The following is a 17,617-nucleotide window of genomic DNA, read 5'->3' as shown; positions in this document are numbered from 1 at the left end:
CCTTACAGCTGCAGCGCCTTGATCTCCAGGAACTCCTCGAGCCCGTACTCGCCGAGTTCGCGGCCCACGCCCGACTGCTTGTAGCCGCCGAACGGGGCCATCGGGTTGAACCGGCCGCCGTTGACGGCCACCTGGCCCGTGCGGAGCCTGCGGGCGACCGAAAGGGCGTGTTCCTCGGTGCCCGACCAGACGGCTCCGGCCAGCCCGTATTTCGTGCCGTTGGCGATCTCGACGGCCATGTCCTCGGTCGTGTACGGGATCAGCGACAACACGGGGCCGAAGATCTCCTCCTGCTCGATCGTCATGCCCGGCTCCACACCCGCGAACACGGTCGGCTCGACGTAGTGGCCCCGTTCGTGAGGCCGCTCGGTGCCGCCGGTGACCAGTCGGGCGCCTTCCTCCTGGCCCCTGTTGATGTAGCGGACGACGCGCTCGCGCTGGGTCGCCGACACCAGCGGGCCGATTCTGGTCGACTCGTCGAAAGGGTCGCCGACGGTGTAGCCGCGCGCCGTCTCGACGGCCAGCCGCACGGCCTCGTCGTACTGGTCGCGGTGGACGATCATGCGGGTCAACGCCGAGCAGGTCTGACCGGCGTTGACGAAGCAGTTGGCCACGCCCACCTTGACAGCCAGGGGCAGGTCGGCATCGGGAAGGATGACATTTGCCGACTTGCCACCCAGCTCGAGCGCAACGCGCTTGACCGACTCGGCCGCGAGCGAGGCCACCCGCCGGCCCGCGCCGGTCGAGCCGGTGAACGACACCATGTCGACGTCAGGGTGGGCGGCCATGGCCTCCCCGACCACCGGTCCACGCCCGCTCACCAGGTTGAACACACCCGCGGGCAGGCCGACCTCGTCGAAGATCTCCGCCAGCGCGTACGCCGCGAGCGGCGCCACCTCGCTCGGCTTCAGCACCACGGTGCAACCGGCGGCCAGCGCGGGACCCACCTTGCAGATGATCTGGTGCAGCGGATAGTTCCACGGCGTGATCGCCGCCACCACCCCGACCGGCTCCTTGAGCACCAGCGAGTTGCCGGCCCGCGACTCGCGCGGATGGCTTTCCGCCAGGCGCGCGTAGGAGGACAGCACGGTCGCGGGCATGAGCGTCTGCACCTTGAGCGCGAAGCCGAGCGGCGCGCCCATGTCGGTGGCGATCGTCTTGGCGATCTCGTCAGCTCGCTGTCTCAGCAGGTCGGCGGCGTCGCCGAGCAGCTTCCCGCGCTCGGCGGCGGCGGTCTCCGCCCATCGGGGGAAGGCTCTTCTGGCCGCCTGCACGGCCGCCTCGACGTCGCCGGGCGTGCCCGCGGGGACTCGGTCGATGATCTCTTCCGTGGCCGGGTTCGCGACCTCGATGGACTCGTCCGAAGTCGACGCGGTCCAGGAGCCGCCGATATAGAGCTGACGCATGGCACCATCTTGACAGCGCTTGACACGGCAATGAAAGGGCTCATCCCTGGTCGGGATGAGCCTTCTCCACCAGCGCCGGCCTTATTCCACCGCCAGCGTAAGACGACGCAAAGGGCATAGACGGAAACGTCAGTCGAATTGCGGTCGTTTGGTGCGCGTGCGCTTCAACTCGAAGAAGTCCTCGTACGCGGTGACCGCCAGCACGCCGTCCCAGAGCTTGCCCGCGTCCTCACCTCGGAGGATGCGGGTGATCACGGGCCCGAAGAAGGCGTTGGCGCCGAGGCGGATGATGGGCGTGCCGACCTCCTGGCCGACGAGCGTGATGCCCTCGTCGTGGGAGGCGCGGATGGTGGGATCCCACTCTTCGGAGTGCATGGCCTCGACGAGGCCCTTGTCGAGGCCGGCCCGCTCGAGCGCGGTCTCGACGGTCTCGCGCAGCCGCTCGGGCTCCTCGCTCCTGCCCTCGTTGTGCAGCAGCGTGCCGAGAGCGGTGTAGAGCTCGCCGATGGCCTGCTCGCCGTGCTTGGCGGCGGCGGCCGCCACCACCCTGACCGACCCCATGGCCCGGGCGGCGCGCTCGCGGTAGTCGTCGGAGACGTCCTTGTCCTCGTTGAGGACGTGGAGCGACATCATGCGCCAGCGCGGCTCGATGGGGCGAACCTTCGCCACCTCGATCAGCCATCGTGACGTCACCCACGCGAAGGGGCAGGATGGGTCGAACCACAGGTCCACGGGAATCTTTTCAGTCACGTGGGGCCATAACCTGAGGTGGTTCGGGTCCTATTCCCGCCGTGGCAGGATACCGACAAACTTCTACGAAGCGGTGAAAAGGAGCGCAACTTGGCAGGCAACCTGACCCGAGACGAGGCCCGTGAGCGCGCCCGGCTGCTGAAGGTCGAGTCTTACGAGGTCGCACTCGACCTGACGGAGGGGGACGAGCGCTTCGAGAGCGTCACGACGGTCCGCTTCGCCAGCACCAGCCCGGGCGCGTCCACCTTCATCGACCTGCACGGCGCCCGCGTGCGCAAGGTCGTGCTCAACGGCGAGGAGCTCGACGTGGCGAGCTACGACGCCGCCGCCGGGCGCTTTCCGCTGCCCTCGCTCGCCGAGGCCAACGAGCTGCGCGTGGACGCCGACTGCTCCTACATGCGCACCGGCGAGGGGCTCCACCGCTTCGTCGACCCGGTCGACAAGAACGTCTATCTGCACAGCCAGTTCGAGACGGCCGACGCGCACCGCATGTACGCCTGCTTCGACCAGCCCGACCTCAAGGCCACCTTCCAGCTCACCGTGCTGGCCCCGGCCGGCTGGGAGGTCATCTCCAACGCCACCGCCACCGGCGTGGAGGAGCTGCCCGAACAGGCGGGCAAGCACGGCGCGGTGCCCGCCGCCAGGCGCTGGCAGTTCGCGCCCACACCGGTCATCTCCACCTACATCACCGCGCTGGTGGCCGGCCCCTACCACAAGGTGACCTCCGAGCACGACGGCATCCCGCTGGGCGTCTACTGCCGGGCCTCGCTGGCCGGCCACCTCGACGCGGACAACATCTTCGAGGTCACCAAGCAGGGCTTCGACTTCTTCCACCGGGTCTTCGGGGTGCGCTACCCCTTCGGGAAGTACGACCAGCTCTTCGTGCCCGAGTTCAACGCCGGCGCCATGGAGAACGCCGCCTGCGTGACGCTCCTGGAGGACTACGTCTTCCGCTCCCGTGTCACCGACGCGGTCGTCGAGCGGCGCGCCGAGACGATCCTGCACGAGATGGCGCACATGTGGTTCGGCGACCTCGTCACCATGCGCTGGTGGGACGACCTGTGGCTCAACGAGTCGTTCGCCACCTACATGTCCGTGCTCGCCCAGGCCGAGGCCACGCGGTGGGGCAAGGGCGCGTGGACGACCTTCGCCAACGTGGAGAAGGCCTGGGCCTACCGCCAGGACCAGCTCCCCTCCACCCACCCGATCGCCGCCGACATCCCCGACATGCAGGCGGTCGAGGTCAACTTCGACGGCATCACCTACGCCAAGGGCGCCTCGGTGCTCAAGCAGCTCGTCGCCTACGTGGGCCTGGACAACTTCCTGGCCGGCGTACGCGACTACTTCGCCGAGCACGCCTGGGGCAACACCGAGCTGAAAGACCTGCTCACCGCGCTGGAGCGCACGTCGGGCCGTGACCTGTCGTCCTGGTCGAAGGAGTGGCTGGAGACCTCGTGGGTCAACACGCTGCGGCCCTCGTTCGAGGTGTCAGGAGGCCGGTTCACCCGATTCGAGGTGCTGCAGGAGGCGCCGGCCGACTACCCGACGCTGCGCTCCCACCGGGTCGCCATCGGCCTGTACTCCCTGGCCGGCGGCGAGCTGACCCGTACGAAGCGGGTGGAGCTCGACGTGGTGGGCGCCCGCACGAACGTGGCCCAGCTCGTCGGCGAGGAGCAGCCCGACCTCGTGCTGATCAACGACGACGACCTGACCTACGCCAAGATCCGCCTCGACGAGCGCTCCTTGAAGACGCTGGTCGACGGCGGCATCGCCGCGTTCACCGAGTCGCTGCCGCGGGCCCTGTGCTGGTCCGCGGCCTGGGACATGACCCGCGACGGCGAGATGTCCACGCGCGACTACGTCAAGCTGGTCGTCTCGGGCGTGGAAACGGTCTCCGACATCACCGTCCTCCAGGCGGTGCTGCGGCAGGCGCGCATGGCCGTGCAGCAGTACGCCGACCCGGCGTGGCGGCAGGAGGGCCTTGAGCTGCTGGCCGGCAAGCTGCGCGCGCTGCTCGCCTCCGCCGAGCCGGGCTCCGACCACCAGCTCGCCTTCCTCCAGGCGTTCGCGCCCGTGGCCGGCTCCACCGAGGACCTCGACCTGCTGCAGAGCATCCTCGACGGCTCGACCGTGCCAGAGGGCCTGACCGTCGACGCCGACCTGCGCTGGTCGCTGGTGCACGCGCTCGTCTCCTGCGGCCGCCTGACCGAGCCGGACATCGACGCCGAGCTGGAGCTCGACCCTACGGCGACGGGTGAGCGCTCGGCCGCGCACTGCCGGGCCGCGATCCCGACCGCCGAGGCCAAGGCCGCCGCGTGGGACCGGATCGTGGGCGGCGAGCTGGCCAACCACATCGCCCGTACGACCATCGGCGGCTTCCAGGACCCGCGCCACCCCGAGCTGCTGGCCCCCTTCCGCGAGAAATACTTCGCCGAGGTGGGCCGGATCTACAAGGAGTGGACGTTCGACCAGGCGTCCACGTTCGCCGTGGGGTGCTTCCCCGCGCTGCTCATCGAGCCGGCGACCGTCGAGGCCGCGGAGCGCTACCTCGCCGACGAGGAGCCGCCGCAGGCGTTGCGCCGGCTGATCCTCGAGGGCGCCGACGGCGTGAGCAGGGCCCTGCGCAACCGGGAGACGGACGCCGCCGCCTGACACGCCCGCCGCGGGCCCCCGCCCGTCCCGGCGGGGGCCCGCGAGCTGCGCCGACTTGGCCATGGCGGCGCAGCGGCGATGTTAGCCTCAAGTACGTGCTAGGCGCCGGGACCACGCTCAATGATCGCTACGTGCTGACCGGCCGTCTCGGCGGCGGCGGCATGGGCGAGGTCTGGCGTGCCGACGACACGGTTCTCGGGCGCGCGGTGGCGGTCAAGGTGCTCATGCCCGCGCTCACCGAAAACCCCTCCTTCACCCAGCGTTTCCAGAACGAGGCCAGGGCCATGGCCACGCTCCGGCATCCCGGCGTGGTCGACGTCTACGACTACGGCGTCAGCGAGGTCGACGGCCGCCAGGTCAGCTTCCTGGTCATGCAATACGTGGAGGGCGAGTCGCTCGACCACGTGCTGCGGCGCGGCGCGCTCGGTCCGGAGGCCACCATGCGGCTGGTCGCCGAGGTCGGCGACGCGCTGGCCGCCGCCCACGCGCAGGGCATCGTCCACCGCGACGTCAAGCCGGCCAACCTCATGATCAGGCCCGACGGCAGCGTGGCGCTCACCGACTTCGGCATCGCCCACTCCGTCTCCGCGGGGCATCTGACGGCCACGGGCACGATGCTCTGCTCGGCCGGCTACTGCGCCCCCGAGATGGCCGCCAGCAGCGACGTGACCCCCGCGGTCGACGTCTATGCCCTGGGCGTGGTGGCGTACGAGTGCCTGACCGGGCAGTTGCCGTTCCAGGGCGACACGCCCGTACAGATCATCTTCAAGCACCTCAACTCCCCGGTCCCGCGCCTGCCCGCCGACGTGCCGGCCGGGCCGCGGCAGGTGGTGGAGCGGGCGCTGGAGAAGACTCCCGAGGGGCGCTGGCCGTCGGCCGCGCTGATGGGCGAGGCCGCGCGCAAGGCGCTGACCTCTCCCACCACGCTGCCCGTGCCGCGCCGCCGCCGCTCGGTGCGGGCGGTGCTCACCATCACCGCCGCGGTGGCGGTGTCCGCGGCGGTGGCGGGATTCATCTGGCTGCGTCCGGTGACGCCCGCGACGGTGGGCCGGATGGAGCCGCCGACCGTCACCGCCACGGCCATGGCGACCTCGCCGTCGTCTTCGGCCACCACGAAGCAGCCGGTGCCGCCGGCCAGGCGCACCTCCAGCCCCAGGCCCTCCCGCTCCACCACGACGTTGCCGACGCCCACCCCGACGGTCACCGCCACCGAGACGGAGACCGAGACCCCGACCGTCTCGCCGACCACTCCCCAGCCCGAGCCGACCGAGGAGCCCACGACCGACGCCCCCGAGGAGCCGACGTCTGAGCCCACGATCTCCCGGCCGCCGCCTCCGGGCGAGATCCAGTGCGTCCGGGCTCCGTGCCCGTGACCGGCCTGTGGCGCCGGCGTCCTTAGCGGCTCGCCGAACGTGAGAAGGTCTTCGCGTGGACTCGACTCGTGACCTTTTCGTCGCCCTTGCCCGCCGTTATGCCTTCGCCGACCTCGGTGCGCTGGCGCCCGCCGCCGACATCGCCGAGGTGTGTGATTTCGGTCAACGGCTGCTCTCGCTCGACGCCGAGGACTTCGCGGCCGAGGCCCGGGTGGTGCCCGCCGATCTGCGGCGGCGCGCGCGAGCCTGTCACATGCCGCAGACACCGCGCGAGCAGCCGCGCGGGGCGCTGGAGTCCCTGCGGCCCGCGTACGAGCTGCTGCTCGAAGTGATCTCCGTACGATGGCACCGGCGCGAGCTGAGCCCGATGATCGCCGCGGTGCACATCGCCAGCGAATACCTGCCGCTGCTGGCCTTCGAGCCGCAGCTCGGCCACGCGGGCGACCCCGCGCGCTGGCCCGAGGCGCTGAGCGTGGCGGGCAGCAGGTTCGGCGTGATCGGCGACCGGGAGTGCGACCACACGAAGTCCGAGCAGTCGGCCACCAACCGGACGCTGCGGGTGTCGGCCGAGCCGGGCGAGGGCTGGCGAGCCTACTTCGACCGCCAGCACAGCCAGGTCGCCGGCGCGCTCGCCGTGTGCGTCGCCACCTGCCGCAACCCGTGCACGGCCATGGACTGGATCGAGCCGGAGCCGCGGGCCGACCTCCAGCTGCGCGCTCGCACGGCCCTGGCCTTCGCCGAGACCCCGCTCGTCCGGCTGCGCCACGCGGCGCCGGTGGGGCACGGGTTCGGGGTGCCGTCGCCGGAGGAGGTGCTCGACGCGTGGGAGCGCAGCCGGGCCGGGCTCGACAAGAACGCCATCGGGTCGGCGGCGCTTAAGGACGACGGGTTCCCGCTGCCGGGGCTGCCCGCGCTGTTCTCGGCCGTCGCCGACGCCCCGATCGAGCCGGCGACCCTGCTCGACGGGGTCAGCCGGCACATCGTCAGCCTCCTCGAACGCGACTGACGCCTCGGCCGGGGATCAGCGGCGGGCCGCGGCCTGCTCCGCGAGGGTGGCTATGCCGTACAACAGGCCGCCCACCAGGTCGCCCACGCTGAACGAGGTGGCCATCGACATCGCCGTCAGCCGGCAGACGCTGTCGGGCAGCCGGAGCCGGGCGGTGTCGCCGGTGACGATCTCCAGCGCCCGCCCCTCGGGATCCACGAAGATCACCACGGCGCCGGCGGCCTCGTCGCCCAGGGCGGCGTGCAGGCGCTCGGCGAAGTGCCGCCGAGATCCCTCCGGCCGGCCGATGAACAACCCGAACCGCAGGCCGCTTCGTTGTTCGGCGGCCTGCGCGGCCTTCCTGATGTCGTCGGCCTGTGGGGCGGTCAGTCCGCGCATCGTCACCTCACCACCCCGCGGACGCGCCGCCGACGCGCCTGCCGGGCTCGGCCGTCTCGGCGGCGGCCACCCAGTCGTCCTCGGGAACGTCCGCCCAGTGCGCCACCCGGTCGGCCAGCACCAGCGCGGACGTGCTCACGCCGCGCTCGCTCCTTGACGGCCCGCCGATCCACACCGGCCACGATCCCTCCCGCCGCCGTGGCGCCCGGCCCGGCACCATGACCAGCAGGCTGATCAGCACGAACAGCCCCATGGACACCCCGATGAGCAAGAGCAGAATCTCCGCCGCGCTGTTCACACCCTGACGGTAAACCGCTGCGGCGGGTCCGGCCAGACCCGTCACGGGGTGTCCTGCACACACCACATGATCCGTAGGCCGCACGCCACGTTAGGATCTTTCCCAGGCCCCCTGGCTTCTCTAGAGAAGAACGTAAGACATACCCGGAAAACACGCGTGGAACACGATGAGCTGGGCCATAAAACTATGGACACGGCAACACTAGGAATCGATCGAACCCCCGGGCTACGGTGAGTTACGTGGACTCCGACATCCAGCGAGAAGACGGTCACAATGCGTCACCCATCTGGGTGAGCGACAAGCCAGAAAGCGAGCAGACCGCCGCCGCGAAGCCTTCGGCGCCCACCTCCACATACGCGCCGGTCAAGCGCGTGTCCGTGCGCAGCCTGCTGCAGCAGCCGCGGGTCCGCCGCCTGCGCAACCGCGCGATCCTGGCGGTGGTCGTCGGCCTCGTGGTGGGCTTCCTCGTGGGCGACTGGCGGGCCGGTGTGACCGCGGGCGTGCTCGCGGCCATCGCGGAGGCGATCTATCGGGCGCGCTCCAACTCATCCGTGCCCGCGTGGCGGCGTACGTCCGTGGCCGAGCGCCGCACCGAGGCGCAACTGCGCAAGCTCGAGCGCAACGGCTACCGCACGCTGCACGCCAGGGCGATCCCGGACAGCGAGGCCCAGATCGACCACCTCGTGGTGGGCCCGACGGGCGTCTACGCGGTCGACTCCGAGAAGTGGGACAAGCGGCTGCCCGTACGCGTGCAGATGGGCAAGAAGCTCTACCACGGGCCGTTCGACATGAAACCCCGCATCAACGAGGCCAAGTGGGAGGCGTCGCAGGCGAGCGAGCTGATCAGCAGGTCGTTCGGCCGCGAGGTCTCGGTCGTGCCCTCCCTTGCCATCTACGGGCCGCAGGTGCCGTGGAAGATCATGACGATCCGCGGCGTGGACGTTTACCAGGGCGACCGCGCCCGCAAGTGGATCACCAAGCGGGAGCGGGCGCTGACCGAGGGCGAGATCGACCGGATCTACGACATCGCCGCCCAGGTGCTCCCGGCCCGCTACGGCGAAGACTGAGCCACCCGGTGGCTACGCGTTCGACCGGCGGCTTCTCTCCCATCGCCGCAGGCTGAACGCCATTCGGAGCGGCCTCCTCGTGCGCCCCACCCGTCCCCCGTCGTGATACGGGCGGCCGGCGGCAGTCCGATGTATGGACAGACGTCTCAGTTGCCGGGCGGGTGGCCGTAACATGTGAGGACTTGCTAGCGATGGGAGAAGCGCAATGCCGGCCCTCAGGTCACGTACAGTCACCCACGGCAGGAACATGGTCGGTGCCCGGGCCCTGCTCCGGGCGACCGGCGTAGCCGGGGGCGATTTCGGCAAGCCCATCATCGCGGTGGCCAACAGCTTCACGCAGTTCGTTCCCGGCCACGTGCATCTGCGCGAGGTCGGCGACGTCGTGGCGTCGGCCGTCAGGGAGGCCGGCGGCATCCCCCGCGAGTTCAACACGATCGCGGTCGACGACGGCATCGCGATGGGCCACGGCGGCATGCTCTACTCCCTGCCCTCGCGCGAGCTGATCGCCGACGCCGTCGAATACATGGTCAACGCCCACTGCGCCGACGCGCTGATCTGCGTGTCCAACTGCGACAAGATCACGCCGGGCATGTTGCTGGCGGCGTTCCGGCTGAACATCCCGACGATCTTCGTCTCCGGCGGGCCCATGGAGGCCGGCAAGACGCCGGGCGGGAAGCTCGACCTCATCGACCCGATGATCGCCGCCGCCGACGAGTCCGTCTCCGACGCCGACCTGCTGGAGATGGAGGAGGCCGCCTGCCCGACGTGCGGCTCCTGCTCGGGCATGTTCACCGCCAACTCGATGAACTGCCTGGCCGAGGCGATCGGCCTCGCGCTGCCCGGCAACGGCACGATCCTGGCCACGCACAAGGCCCGCAAGAAGCTGTTCGAGGACGCCGGCCGGCAGCTGGTGGAGATCAGCCGCCGCTACTACGAGGAAGACGACGAGTCGGTGCTGCCGCGCTCGATCGCGACCCGCGAGGCGTTCGAGAACGCGATGACGCTCGACGTGGCAATGGGCGGCTCGACCAACACGATCCTGCACATCCTGGCCGCGGCCCGCGAGGCCGAGGTCGACTTCGGCCTCAAGGAGATCAACGAGCTGTCGCTGCGGGTGCCCTGCCTGTGCAAGGTCGCCCCTGCAACCAGCAAGTTCCACGTCGAGGACGTGCACCGCGCCGGCGGCATCCCGGCCATCCTGGGCGAGCTCGACCGGGCCGGCCTGCTGCACCGCGACGTATCCACGGTCAACGGCGGCACGCTCGCCGACGTGCTGGCCCACTGGGACGTGCGCTCGCCGTCGGTCCTGCCGGAAGCCGTGGAGTTGTGGCACGCGGCGCCCGGCAACGTGCGCACGGTCAAGGCCTACTCGCAGGACAACCGCTGGGACTCCCTCGACCTCGACCGGGCCGAGGGGTGCATCCGCGACATGGAGCACTCCTACACCGCCGACGGCGGGCTGGCCGTCCTCTACGGCAACATCTCGCGTGACGGAGCGGTCGTGAAGACCGCAGGGGTCGACGAGTCGATCTGGAAGTTCAGCGGGCCCGCGGTGGTGTTCGAGTCGCAGGAGCAGGCCGTCGAGGGCATCCTGGGCGGGCGCGTCAAGGAGGGCGACGTGGTGGTCATCCGCTACGAAGGCCCCAAGGGCGGGCCCGGCATGCAGGAGATGCTCTACCCCACCTCCTTCCTCAAGGGCAGGGGCCTGGGCAAAGCCTGCGCCCTCGTCACCGACGGGCGCTTCTCCGGCGGCACCTCGGGATTGTCGATCGGCCACGCCTCGCCCGAGGCGGCCGAGGGCGGCACGATCGCGCTGGTCGAAGACGGCGACATCATCGACATCGACATCCCCAACCGGTCGATGGAGCTGCGGGTGGCCGAGGCCGAGCTGGCGGCCCGGCGCGAGCGGCTGCTGGCCGAGCTGGGCCGCTTCCGCCCGCGCGACCGCGACCGGCCGGTCACCGTGGCGCTGCAGGCCTACGCGGCGATGACGACGTCCGCGTCCACGGGCGCCTCGCGCGACCTGTCACAACTGTCGCGATAAGTGCTGCCCCTGTACGGCAGGCGACCGGGTTCTCGCCTGCCGTACAGGCCCTTCCCCCGCCGCACAGATTTTCGAAAATTGTCGGTGGTCGTCCGTATTCTTGGGGTATGACGACAGTCGTGAAGCACGATACTCGCCCGCTGACGACCGCCGAGATCGCCGCCCTCGCCCTCTCCCTCGCCCACCTCGGAGCGGGACCGCAGGCCGTCACCGCCAGGCGTGGCCTGCAGCACGCGCTCGAGCACCTGGAGCTCGACGACGACGTCATCTCCACCACCCTCGCGACCCTCACCGAGCCGCTGCCCGTCGACGTCGCCTCCCGGGCCAGGCTCATGGCCGACGCCATCACCAGCCGCCTCATGATCCGCCTCCACTACCGCGACGCCTACGGCACCGTCACCGCGCGCGACGTCGAGCCGGTGACCTGCCTGGTCCACCGCGAATACTGGTATCTGGTCGGCGTGTGCAGGATGCGCCGGGCCATCAGGGCGTTCAGGTTCGACCGGATCATCGCGGTCGAGCCCACGCTCACGCCGTCCCGACCGCATCTCGCCGACCGGTTCCTGCCGTTCCAGCGCCGTAAGCGCGTCAGGGCCGCGTAAGAGCCTCACCACCCGTTCGACCTGCCGCCTCCGGCCGCCCGGGCCGGCGGCGGCGGGCGCCGGAGGATCTCTCAGCGATCCCGGCGAACCGGCACTACGCCGGGAAGCTCAGGTCGTCGGCCGTCACAGGCGTTAGGCGGCGCTGGAAACGGATGACTGCCCGCCGGCGTCCACGACGGGCTGTGGACGGCCACCAGCGTGGGACTGCTCGACCAGCACGCCGGAGCGCAGCCCGGGCAAGCGAGGCCGGCGGCCGCCACGCGCACCCGGCCGAGCGCGACCCCGTATACGCCACCGGGGCGTGACGCTCAGGAGGAGCAGCAGCCTCCGCCACAACAACCGCCGCCGCCCTGGGGTGCGGCCGCGCCGCCCGTCATGGACACCGTGGACAGCAGCTTCACCGTGTCGTCGTGGCCCTCGGGGCAGGTGGCCGGGTCGTTGGAGGCCGACATGGAGCGGGAAACCTCGAACGTGGAGTCGCACGCGCGGCAGCGGAAGTCGTATCGCGGCATGCGCCGAGTTTACCTCCGGCGGCCGTGCGGGCACCAAGGGCCGCCGCGCCCGGCCGTCAGTAGGTGAGATGCGCGTAGTCGGACACCGGCTCGTAGCCGATGGCCTGGTAGATGGCGTTGCTCGTCGGGTTGTCGAGGTCGGTGAAGAGCACGACATGGTCGCACCGCTCGGCCAGGCCCGTCTGGCTGGCGAACGCCGTGACGGCGGCGCCGTAGCCGCGCCTGCGGCACGAAGGCGGTGTGTAGACGGGCCCGATGCGGCAGACCCCGCCGGCCGCCGGTGACAGCCCGGCCAACGAGACCGGCGCCTCGTCCACCTCCCACACGAACAGCTCGCGGCGCGCCAGCCGCTGCGCCGCCCGCTCGGCCAGGTCGGCCGCGGGCATCTCCACCTCGTCGTGGAACGCGTGATACCAGCTCACCAGCAGCGGGAAGTCGCCGGGGACGGCGACCCTCCCCCGGCCCGGCACGTCGGGCATGGTGAGCGTGCCGAGGCGGTAGAGCCGCTCCGAAACCGCCCTGCCGGGCTTCCCGAGCAGCCGGATGGCCTCGGAGGTCAGCTCGACGGGGCCCACGAGCGCGGGCAGCTCTCGGTCGAGCGCCTCGACCAGGGGTGCGACGGCCTCGACGGGCATCGAGAACATGCCGATGGGATGCGGCGGAGTGCGGAAGACCGCGCCGCGAACCTCGCCGTCCACCGTCCACCAGCCGAAGAGCGGGTCCTTGGCGGGCATGCCCGCGCGCAGGTTGGCGAGGACGGTCAGCGGGACGGTGTTGCGCACCGGGTCGCCGAGCAGGAAGGGCTCGGCGACCGCGGCGTATTCCTCAACCTCTGAGGTGAAGGTCCACATGCCTGCTCATGGTGTCAGGACGCGAACCCTCGCATCAAAACCTTTCAGGCAGCGGCCTCGAGGTAGGGCGCCCACTGCGGGTCTCCGACGAGCGAGGCGCCGATGAGCCTCCAGTGGGCGCCCCGTGGCACCGCCGGGCTGACGCGGAGCGTCCACCCCAGCTCCTCCAGGTATTTGTCGGCCTTCCTGTGGTTGCAGGTCGTGCAGGAGGCGACGCAGTTCTCCCAGGTGTGCGTGCCTCCCCTGGACCGCGGGATGACGTGGTCGATGGTCTCGGCCCGCTGCCCGCAGTAGGCGCAGCGGTAGTCGTCGCGTCGCATGAGGGCGGCCCTGGTCAGAGGGATGCGCGACCGGTAGGGAATGCGGACGTATCTGCGAAGCCTGATCACCGAAGGAACGTCGAGCGTACGGCTCGCGGAACGCAGCACCGCGCCCCGGCCGTCGCGGTGCACGACGTCGGCCTTCTCCCGCAGCACGAGCACGATGGCCCGGTGCAGCGAGAGGGTGGTCAGCGGCTCGTAGGTGGCGTTGAGCAGCAGGACTTGGCGCATCATCGGGCCTCTCCCTGCTGCGCGCGTATCAAAGGGGACATGCCGCGGCATGTCCCGCCTGTCGGGCCCTCCTGGGGCACTCGTGCTTCCGTCACGTGGACCTCCGCCGGACGGCCCAGCGGATGGTCACCACGGCACCGTCCTGTCACCAAGTCTGGCGTTTGCACCGTGGTCCCCGCCACCCCAAAAGCATCCGGCGGACTGACTAAAGGGACGCACGGTACGTTTTATGCCCGCTCGACCAGCGCTTTACGCATCCCCGTTGGCATAGGGTTCCTGGCATGACGCGAGAGCCGTACCCGACCGCACGACGCGAAGAAACCAGTGACATCCTGCACGGCACACCCGTGCCCGACCCCTATCGGTGGCTCGAGGACCCCGACGGTCCCGAGACCAAGGGATGGCTGCTCGCGCAGGCCGAGCTGTTCGGCCGGGAGCGCGGTCCGCAACGTTTCAAGAGCCGCATCGCCGAGTTGCTCAGGTCGGGCTCGGTGGGCGTGCCGGCCTGGCGCGGCGGGCGCCACTTCTTCTCGCGCCGCACCCCCGACCAGGAGCACGCCGTCTACTACGTCGTCGAACCCGACGGCACCGAGCGGGCGCTGATCGACCCCATCGACATCGACCCCTCCGGCCTGACCACGCTCGACGCGGTGCAGCCCGACAAGGAGGGCCGCCTGCTCGCCTACCAGATCTCGGTGGGGGGCAACGAGGAGTCGGTCCTCTACATCATGGACGTCGCGACGGGAAAGCGCGTCGAGGGGCCCATCGACCGCTGCCGCTACTCCCCCGTCGCCTGGCTGCCCGGCGGGGAGGCGTTCTACTACGTGCGCCGGCTGCCGAGCACCGAGGTGCCGGAGAACGAGACGCAGTTCCACCGCCGCGTCTACCTCCACCGCGTCGGCACCTCCACCGAGGACGACGCGATGATCTTCGGGCAGGGCCTGAAGCTGACCAACTACTACGGCGTCTCCGTCTCGCGTGACGGGCGCTGGCTGCAGGTCTCGGCGCACGAGGGCACCGCGCCGCGCAACGACATCTGGGTGGCCGACCTGACGCAGTCCCCCGCCGACCGGCCCGAGCTGCGGGTGGTGCAGGAGGGCGTGGACGCGCAGTCGGCGCTGGTGTTCGGCCGCGACGGCCGCCTCTACGTCCACACCGACCGCGACGCGCCGCGGGGCAGGGTGTGCCTCGCCGACCCGGCCGCGCCGGGGTTCGAGACCTGGCGTGACCTCGTCCCCGAGGATCCCGAGGCGGTGCTCAGCGACTTCGCGATCCTCGACGACCTCGAGCGCCCGGTCATGCTGGTGGGCTGGACCCGCCACGCCATCAGCGAGATCACCGTGCACGACCTCGAGACCGGCGAGCGCGTCGGCGAGGTGCCCGCGCCCGGCCTCGGCTCCATCGGCGGCATCGCCGAGCGTCCCGAAGGCGGCCACGAGGCGTGGTTCGGCTACACCGACAACACCACGCCGCCCACCATCCAGCGCTACGACGCCCGCACCGGCGAGACCACCTTCTGGGCCGCCTCCCCCGGCGCGGTGGAGGTGCCGGAGGTGCGCACCTCGCAGGTCGTCTACCAGTCTCACGACGGCACCGACGTCCGCATGCTGATCATCTCTCCGGCCGGCGAGGCCTCCGGCCCTCGCCCCACGATCCTCTACGGCTACGGCGGCTTCGGCCTTTCCATGACGCCCGGCTACTCCGCCTCGATCCTGGCGTGGGTGGAGGCGGGCGGGGTCTACGCCATCGCCAACCTGCGGGGCGGCGGCGAGGAGGGCGAAGAGTGGCACCGCGCGGGCATGCTGGCCAACAAGCAGAACGTGTTCGACGACTTCCACGCGGCCGCCGAGCACCTCATCGCCACCGGCGTCACCACGAAGGAGCAGCTCGGCATCTCCGGCGGCTCCAACGGCGGCCTGCTCGTGGGCGCCGCGCTGACGCAGCGCCCCGACCTCTACTCCGCCGTCGTCTGCTCCGCGCCGCTGCTCGACATGATCAGGTACGAGAAGTTCGGCCTCGGCGCCACCTGGAACGTCGAATACGGCTCCGCCGACGACCCCGAGCAGTTCGCCTGGTTGCGGGCCTACTCGCCCTACCACCACGTCAACGAGGGGGTCGCCTATCCCGCGACGCTCTTCACCGTCTTCCAGTCCGACACGCGCGTGCACCCGATGCACGCGTGGAAGATGTGCGCGGCGCTCCAGCACGCCACGACGGGCGAGCGTCCCGTGCTGCTGCGCAACGAGACGGAGGTGGGCCACGGCGCCCGCTCGGTGAGCAGGACGGTCGACCTGTCGGCCGACACGCTCACCTTCCTGGCACGGCACACCGGCCTGTGACCTCGGCGGCATGAGCGCGTGGGGGCCGGACACGGTCGAGGCCGCCCCCAGCGCTCTTGCCGGTCGGCGACCTGCCAGGGGCCGTGGGAGGCCCTGACGGGTTTTTGACGGGTTTTGTCGGTGGCGCCTGCCACGATCCGGGGCATGACCAACGATCCGCTCGCCCCCTACCGCTGGCTCCAGGCCGCCGACGGCGACCCGGGCAACCCCCTGGGCGACATCTTCTGCGTGTCCTTCTTCCGCGGGCTGGGCCCCGCCGAGGTGCTGCGCCGCTTCGGCCCGGCCGGGCCGCCGGGCAGGGAGATGAGCTTCGACGAGCTGGACGAGCAGGTCCACGCGTTCGTCGAGGAGACCGCCGGGGGTGACGGCGGCGGTCACATCGGCGTGGTCCCGCTCGGCGAGTGGTGCGTCGGGATCGAGCCGTCGGGCTGGACGGCGACGTTGCCGGAGGCCATCGCGCCGCTCTCGCAGGGTTGTGAGGTGGTGACCGTCAGCAGGCACGACTACGCGGAGGACGACTTCAGCTACGCGGTCGACGGCGCCGTCGTCACCACCTTCCGGCCCATCATGCCCAGCGAGCGGCACGGCGATGACAAGGACCGGCTCAACGAGCTGATGCGCGAGGTGGGGCTGGCCCCCGAGGAGGATGACGACGGGTGGGAGGCGCGGTGGGAGGACATGTCGGCCAACGGCCTGGCCCGGGCGTTCCTGCTGGCGGCCCGGATCACCGGGGTGGAGTTCACCGCCGGCCTGTTGTCGGGCCCGCTGCTCGTCGGCGCCATCGGCGAACCCTAGAAGAGCTCAGCGGGGGAAGACGACCGTCTTGTGCCCGTCGAGCAGCACCCGCTGCTCCGCGTGCCACGTGACGGCCCTGGCCAGCGCCACGCACTCCACGTCACGCCCGATGGCCGCGAGGTCGTCGGGCGAGTGGCTGTGGTTGACCCTGGCCACCTCCTGCTCGATGATCGGCCCCTCGTCGAGGTCGGAGGTCACGTAGTGGGCGGTCGCGCCGATCAGCTTGACCCCGCGGTCGTGCGCCTGGCGATAGGGCCTGGCTCCCTTGAACGACGGCAGGAACGAGTGGTGGATGTTGATGGCCCGGCCCGCGAGCTTCTCGCAGAGCTCCTCCGACAACACCTGCATATAGCGGGCCAGCACCACCAGGTCGACCTGATAGTGCTCGACCAGCGCCAGCACCTCGGCCTCCTGCCTGGCCTTGGTCTCGGGCGTGATCGGCAGGTGGTGATAGTCGATGCCGTGCGCCTGGGTGAGCGGGCGCAGGTCGGGATGGTTGGAGGCCACCGCGACGATCTCGATGTCGAGCGACTTGGCCCGCACCCGGTAGAGCAGGTCGTTCAGGCAGTGGTCGAACTTGCTGACCATGATCAGCACCCGCGGCCTTCTCGCCACGTCGCGCAGCCTGAACTCCATGCCGAAGTCGGGCGCGAGCGCGGCGAAGGCGCTGGTGATCTCGTCCTCCCCCAGCGGGCCGGCGAACTGCACGCGCATGAAGAACCGCTGGGCGGCCCGGTCTCCGAACTGCTGGCTCTCGATGATGGTGCAACCGCGCCCGGCCAGCAGGCCGGAGACGGCGGCCACCACACCGGGCCGGTCGGGACACGACAACGTCAGGATGTATTCGGCGGGATCGGTCATGCTTCACTCTCGCGGGCGTGGGGTCAGCGGGCGCCTTGCGGTCGGTGCAGGCAGCGTACAACCGTGGCGGCCACGTCCGAGAGTACCTGCCGCCAATGTGCGGTCGGGTGTGGCGAAGTGTCCGGTCACAGG

General features: G+C 70.7%; 16 protein-coding genes. 8 read left to right on the top strand and 8 right to left on the bottom strand.

What is annotated here, in order from left to right:
* Positions 1-2 precede the first annotated feature (2 nt).
* Positions 3-1,406 (bottom strand): aldehyde dehydrogenase family protein, encoded by a 1,404-nt coding sequence (locus tag ABGB01_RS41170; protein WP_347779348.1) that lies wholly within the window; start codon positions 1,404-1,406, stop codon positions 3-5.
* A gap of 129 nt (positions 1,407-1,535) precedes the next feature.
* Positions 1,536-2,156: a disulfide bond formation protein DsbA gene (locus ABGB01_RS41165; protein ID WP_347779347.1), complete on the bottom strand. Its 621-nt coding sequence runs from the start codon at positions 2,154-2,156 to the stop codon at positions 1,536-1,538.
* A gap of 90 nt (positions 2,157-2,246) precedes the next feature.
* Between ABGB01_RS41165 and pepN the strand changes: the two genes are divergently transcribed.
* The 3 genes from pepN (at position 2,247) to ABGB01_RS41150 (ending at position 7,187) form a co-directional block, all read left to right on the top strand.
* Positions 2,247-4,808 (top strand): aminopeptidase N, encoded by a 2,562-nt coding sequence (pepN, locus tag ABGB01_RS41160; protein ID WP_347779346.1) that lies wholly within the window; start codon positions 2,247-2,249, stop codon positions 4,806-4,808.
* A gap of 95 nt (positions 4,809-4,903) precedes the next feature.
* The gene (locus ABGB01_RS41155) at positions 4,904-6,181 is read left to right on the top strand and encodes a protein kinase (RefSeq protein ID WP_347779344.1); all 1,278 of its coding nucleotides are present in this window, start codon (positions 4,904-4,906) and stop codon (positions 6,179-6,181) included.
* A gap of 55 nt (positions 6,182-6,236) precedes the next feature.
* Positions 6,237-7,187, top strand: coding sequence for a hypothetical protein (locus tag ABGB01_RS41150; RefSeq protein ID WP_347779343.1), 951 nt, complete (start codon positions 6,237-6,239; stop codon positions 7,185-7,187).
* Between the two features lie 15 nt (positions 7,188-7,202).
* On the opposite strand, the gene ABGB01_RS41145 is transcribed toward ABGB01_RS41150, so the two are convergent.
* Both ABGB01_RS41145 and ABGB01_RS41140 read right to left on the bottom strand, forming a co-directional pair.
* On the bottom strand, positions 7,203-7,565 hold the full coding sequence (locus tag ABGB01_RS41145) for a DUF5130 family protein (protein WP_347779384.1): 363 nt from the start codon (positions 7,563-7,565) through the stop codon (positions 7,203-7,205).
* Positions 7,566-7,572: 7 nt separating this feature from the next.
* Complete coding sequence (locus ABGB01_RS41140) at positions 7,573-7,863, bottom strand: hypothetical protein (RefSeq protein WP_347779341.1); 291 nt, start codon at positions 7,861-7,863, stop codon at positions 7,573-7,575.
* Between the two features lie 239 nt (positions 7,864-8,102).
* On the opposite strand from ABGB01_RS41140, the gene ABGB01_RS41135 reads away from it, so the two are divergent.
* The 3 genes from ABGB01_RS41135 (at position 8,103) to ABGB01_RS41125 (ending at position 11,576) form a co-directional block, all read left to right on the top strand.
* Positions 8,103-8,930, top strand: a complete 828-nt coding sequence (locus ABGB01_RS41135; protein WP_347779339.1) for a nuclease-related domain-containing protein — start codon at positions 8,103-8,105, stop codon at positions 8,928-8,930.
* Positions 8,931-9,135: 205 nt separating this feature from the next.
* A complete protein-coding gene (gene ilvD, locus ABGB01_RS41130) occupies positions 9,136-10,974 on the top strand; it encodes a dihydroxy-acid dehydratase (RefSeq protein ID WP_347779338.1) in 1,839 nt (612 codons plus the stop codon).
* Positions 10,975-11,081: 107 nt separating this feature from the next.
* Entirely contained in the window at positions 11,082-11,576 is a 495-nt protein-coding gene (locus ABGB01_RS41125; RefSeq protein ID WP_347779337.1) for a WYL domain-containing protein, read from the top strand.
* A 308-nt stretch (positions 11,577-11,884) separates the two neighbouring features.
* Here ABGB01_RS41125 and ABGB01_RS41120 read toward each other — a convergent pair whose 3' ends face one another.
* The 3 genes from ABGB01_RS41120 to ABGB01_RS41110 are packed head-to-tail and all read right to left on the bottom strand — an operon-like array spanning position 11,885 to position 13,490.
* The gene (locus ABGB01_RS41120; RefSeq protein ID WP_347779336.1) at positions 11,885-12,088 is read right to left on the bottom strand and encodes a zinc ribbon domain-containing protein; all 204 of its coding nucleotides are present in this window, start codon (positions 12,086-12,088) and stop codon (positions 11,885-11,887) included.
* Between the two features lie 56 nt (positions 12,089-12,144).
* Entirely contained in the window at positions 12,145-12,939 is a 795-nt protein-coding gene (locus ABGB01_RS41115; RefSeq protein ID WP_347779335.1) for a GNAT family N-acetyltransferase, read from the bottom strand.
* 44 nt (positions 12,940-12,983) lie between these two features.
* Positions 12,984-13,490 (bottom strand): HNH endonuclease, encoded by a 507-nt coding sequence (locus ABGB01_RS41110; protein WP_347623960.1) that lies wholly within the window; start codon positions 13,488-13,490, stop codon positions 12,984-12,986.
* Positions 13,491-13,771: 281 nt separating this feature from the next.
* Between ABGB01_RS41110 and ABGB01_RS41105 the strand changes: the two genes are divergently transcribed.
* Both ABGB01_RS41105 and ABGB01_RS41100 read left to right on the top strand, forming a co-directional pair.
* A complete protein-coding gene (locus ABGB01_RS41105) occupies positions 13,772-15,829 on the top strand; it encodes a prolyl oligopeptidase family serine peptidase (RefSeq protein WP_347779334.1) in 2,058 nt (685 codons plus the stop codon).
* A gap of 144 nt (positions 15,830-15,973) precedes the next feature.
* A complete protein-coding gene (locus ABGB01_RS41100; protein ID WP_347779332.1) occupies positions 15,974-16,624 on the top strand; it encodes a DUF6461 domain-containing protein in 651 nt (216 codons plus the stop codon).
* A 6-nt stretch (positions 16,625-16,630) separates the two neighbouring features.
* Here ABGB01_RS41100 and purU read toward each other — a convergent pair whose 3' ends face one another.
* Positions 16,631-17,485, bottom strand: coding sequence for a formyltetrahydrofolate deformylase (gene purU / locus ABGB01_RS41095; RefSeq protein ID WP_347779331.1), 855 nt, complete (start codon positions 17,483-17,485; stop codon positions 16,631-16,633).
* Positions 17,486-17,617 lie beyond the last annotated feature (132 nt).

It is taken from the genome of Nonomuraea sp. B5E05, assembly GCF_039880665.1.
Taxonomy (GTDB): Bacteria; Actinomycetota; Actinomycetes; order Streptosporangiales; family Streptosporangiaceae; genus Nonomuraea.
The sequence above is the reverse complement of the archived record's forward strand: the minus strand, read 5'-3'. Positions and strand labels throughout refer to the sequence as shown.